We start from the raw sequence: 3,403 nt of genomic DNA, 5'->3' as shown, positions 1-3,403 counted from the left end.
CGTCGCGCTGCTGACCCGGATGGGTGCGCTGGCCGGTGTGCCGGGCGGCGCGGCGCAGTTCGAGGCGCTGACCAAGGAGCTGGCGGCGATCGTCGAAACGGCGGACGGCCTCCTGCGGGAGCTGGACGGCCGCTTCGCGCCGCCCGGCACACCGGCCAGCGCACCCATCCGGGTCAGCAGCGCGACGAACTGGTCCCACAGCGCCCGCACCGCGTCCGCCGTGGTCGTGATGGCCCCGGCCAGGTCGGTGACCAGCGCCGGGATGTCCGCCGCGGCGAGGGTCTCCTCCCATCCCCGCACGGTGGCCGACGACTTCGCCAGCCGCGAGGCGTAGAGGTGGCCCGCGTCGTCCGGCCACCCGGGCTCGATCTCGCCCGACTTCTGGCGCAGCAGCGCCGACGTGTCCTGCATGCCGGTGCGCACCGCCTCCCACGCCTGGCGGCTGCGGGTCAGCGGGTCGACGTGCGCGAGCTGCGCCTCGGCCCGTGCGTACAGCTCCTGCATCCTTGCGATCAGCTCGGCGATGCCCACAGCCCTCTCCCCACGGCAAACGTGTCCCGTCCGTTGTCGTTCGCGGTCTGATACATGCCGGCGCTCTCCCGGGCGACCGACGCGTACGCCTCGATGCCCTGCGCGACCTCGTCGCAGAAGGCGACGATCTGATCCGCCACCTCGACCACCGCGGCGTTGAACGCCTGACAGCCCGGCAGCGGATCGCCGCATGCCGGTGCCAGGCCCCGCGCCTCGGTGGCGGCCGCCGACGCAGCGGTCGCCGGCGCCGGGTCGAGCTGATCGGCGACCTCGAGCAGGTAGCCCGTGTCCGCCTCCATGAATCCACCCATATCGATCCTCATTCCGTCGGGGGAAGCCAAGCCAGTTGGACCATGCGGGGCGGGTCCCCGCGCGTGATGAGCCGGCCGCGGCCCGGCGGCAGCGACTCCGGTTTGTGGCCGCCGAGCAGCGGGCCTTCGTTGCGGTCGCCGGAGAGCATCAGGCCGGGCGAGCCGACGTCGCGCAGCCGAGCCAGGAACGGCTCGAACAGCGCCCGGCCGGCGCCGCCGCTGCGTCGCGTCACCACCACGTGCAGGCCGAGCTCGCGGCCCTGGGGCAGGTATTCCATGAGCGGCTGCAGCGGGTTGTCCAGCGAGCTGACCACCAGGTCGTACCAGGTCGTAGTCGTCGACCAGGACGACCCGCGCCACCACGAGCGCCGGCGCAGCTGCTCGGGGGTGACATCCGGGCCGGGGACCCGTTCCCTCATGCCCTCGGCCGCCTCGGTCATCAGCCGCCGGGTCGTCGTGCTGTCGGTGCCGTGGCCCAGCAGGTGGGTGCCGGCGACCTCGCCGAGCAGGCTGCGGCGGTGGTCGACGAGCAGGATCCGGGACTGCGCCGGGGTGTGCGAGTCGGTGATGCGGCGGGCGAGCGTACGCAAGAACCCGGTCTTTCCCGACTTGGTGTCCCCGAGCAGCAGCAGGTGCGGCTCGGCCGCGAAGTCCACCCGCGCCGGGCCGAGATCCTGCTCGTTGATGCCGATCGACAGCGCCATGCCCTCGTCGACCGGCGGCAGCGCGGTGAACGGCAACTGTCCCGGCAGCAGCCGCAGACGCGGGGCCCGATCCTCTGCGGACGATGCGAGGGAGGACACCAGGGCCGCCGTCGCCTCGCGCAGGCCCTGCTCGCCGTGCACCCCGTCGACCCGCGGCAACGCCAGGTGCATCTGGTGCTTGGTCACGGCCACCCCGCGGCCCGGCGCGTCGGCCGGCACCCGGGTCGCCGCGATCCGGTCCACTGCGGTGTCCACCGGATCGCCGAGGCGCAGCTCGATCCGCGAGCCGAAGAGGTCCCGCGTCGCCGGTCGCAGATCGAACGAGCGGCCGCACGTGACGATCAGGTGCACGCCGTACGCGAGCCCGCGCGCCGCCAGGTCCGACGCCACCCCTTCGAGGTCCTCGAACTCCTTGCGCAACGTCGGCCAGCCGTCCACCACGAGGAACACGTCGCCGTACGGGTCGTCGGCGAACTCGCCCCGGTCGCGAGCCGCGCGGTACGACGCGATCCCGTCCACGTCGTGCTCGGCGAACCGCCGTTCGCGCTCGGCCAGCACTCCGGCAACCTGCGCCACCGTGCGCCGGACCGCGCCGGTGCTCTGCCGGTGCGCGACGCCGCCGACGTGCGGGAGTCCGCGCAGCGCCGCCAACCCGCCACCGCCGAAGTCGAGGCAGTAGAACTGGACGTCCCGCGGCCGGTTGCCCAGCGCCAGCGCGCAGATGATGGTCCGCAGCGCGGTGCTCTTGCCGCTGCGCGGCCCGCCGGTGATGACCACGTTCCCGGCGCCCGCCGACAGGTCCAGCTCGAGCGGGTCGCGGCGCTGGTCCAAGGGCCGGTCCACGATGCCGATGCTCGCCCGCAGCGGTCCGGTGGACGGCAGCTCGTCGAGGGCCGGCGGGTCGGACAGCGGCGGCAACCACACCTGATGCGCCGAGCCGCGCCCGGTCAGCCGGCCCACCAGGATGTCGAGCAGGCTGTCGCCGGTCTCCGCCGAATCGGCCTTCGCGGCAACCGGCGGCGGGAGGTATCCGGTGGTCCAGTCGAGCATCTCGACCCGGTCCACGGCCGGGGTGTTGAGCGAGCGACGCTGGTGCACGCCGGACACGTAGGCGGACCGGAAGCGGATCAGCGGCTCGGTCCCGTACTGGAAATAGCCGTGGCCCGGCGCCTTCGGCAGCTCGAACGCGTCGGTCACCCCGATCACCGCGCGGCTCTCGGTGGCCGAGAAGGTCCGCAGCCCGATCCGGTACGACAGGTGCCCGTCCAGCCCGCGCAGCCCGCCCGCGTCGAGGCGCTGCGAGGCCAGCAGCAGATGCACGCCCAGCGAGCGGCCCAGCCGTCCGATCTGGACGAACATGTCGATGAAGTCGGGCTTCTTCGACAGCAGCTCACTGAACTCGTCGCACACCACCAGCAGGGTCGGCACCTCGGGCAGGCGGGCACCGGCGGCCCGCGCGCGCTCGTAGTCGTGGAACGAGCTGAAGTTGCCCGCCGCGCGCAGCAGCTCCTGGCGGCGGATCAGCTCACCGTTGAGGGCGTCGGTCATCCGGTCGACGAGCGGGAGGGCGTTCTGCAGGTTGGTGATCACCGCGCTGGTGTGCGGCAGGGCGTCCATCCGGGCGAAGGTGGCGCCACCCTTGAAGTCGATCAGCGCGAAGTTCAGCTCGCTGGGGGAGTGGGTGGCGGCCAGCGCGAGGACCAGCGTGCGCAGCAGCTCGCTCTTGCCCGACCCGGTCGCGCCGATCAGCAGGCCGCGCGGCCCCATCCCGTCCTGCGCCGACTCCTTGAGGTCCAGCTCGACCGGCACCCCGTCGGCGCCCACCCCGAACCGCACCCGCAGCCGGTCACGGGCCGG

At 73.3% G+C, this 3,403-nt stretch carries 3 protein-coding genes; all 3 read right to left on the bottom strand.

Annotated elements, in window-relative coordinates; all coding sequences use genetic code 11:
- A partial coding sequence (locus tag AB0M20_RS33395; protein ID WP_364304325.1) for a hypothetical protein occupies positions 1-531 on the bottom strand: 531 nt, incomplete at its 3' end.
- Positions 513-830, bottom strand: coding sequence for a hypothetical protein (locus tag AB0M20_RS33390; protein ID WP_364304324.1), 318 nt, complete (start codon positions 828-830; stop codon positions 513-515). The genes AB0M20_RS33395 and AB0M20_RS33390, both read right to left, overlap by 19 nt.
- Before the next feature lie 20 nt (positions 831-850).
- Positions 851-3,403 (bottom strand): type VII secretion protein EccCb (gene eccCb / locus AB0M20_RS33385; RefSeq protein ID WP_364304323.1); only part of this gene is annotated, 2,553 nt, incomplete at its 5' end.

Source organism: Actinoplanes sp. NPDC051633, assembly GCF_040681735.1.
Lineage (GTDB): Bacteria > Actinomycetota > Actinomycetes > Mycobacteriales > Micromonosporaceae > Actinoplanes.
The sequence above is the reverse complement of the archived record's forward strand: the minus strand, read 5'-3'. Positions and strand labels throughout refer to the sequence as shown.

What these genes read in the sequence shown, in the direction of transcription:
- AB0M20_RS33390 (WP_364304324.1), bottom strand. Translation starts at nt 830, where the DNA reads ATGGAGGCGGACACGGGCTACCTGCTCGAGGTCGCCGATCAGCTCGAC.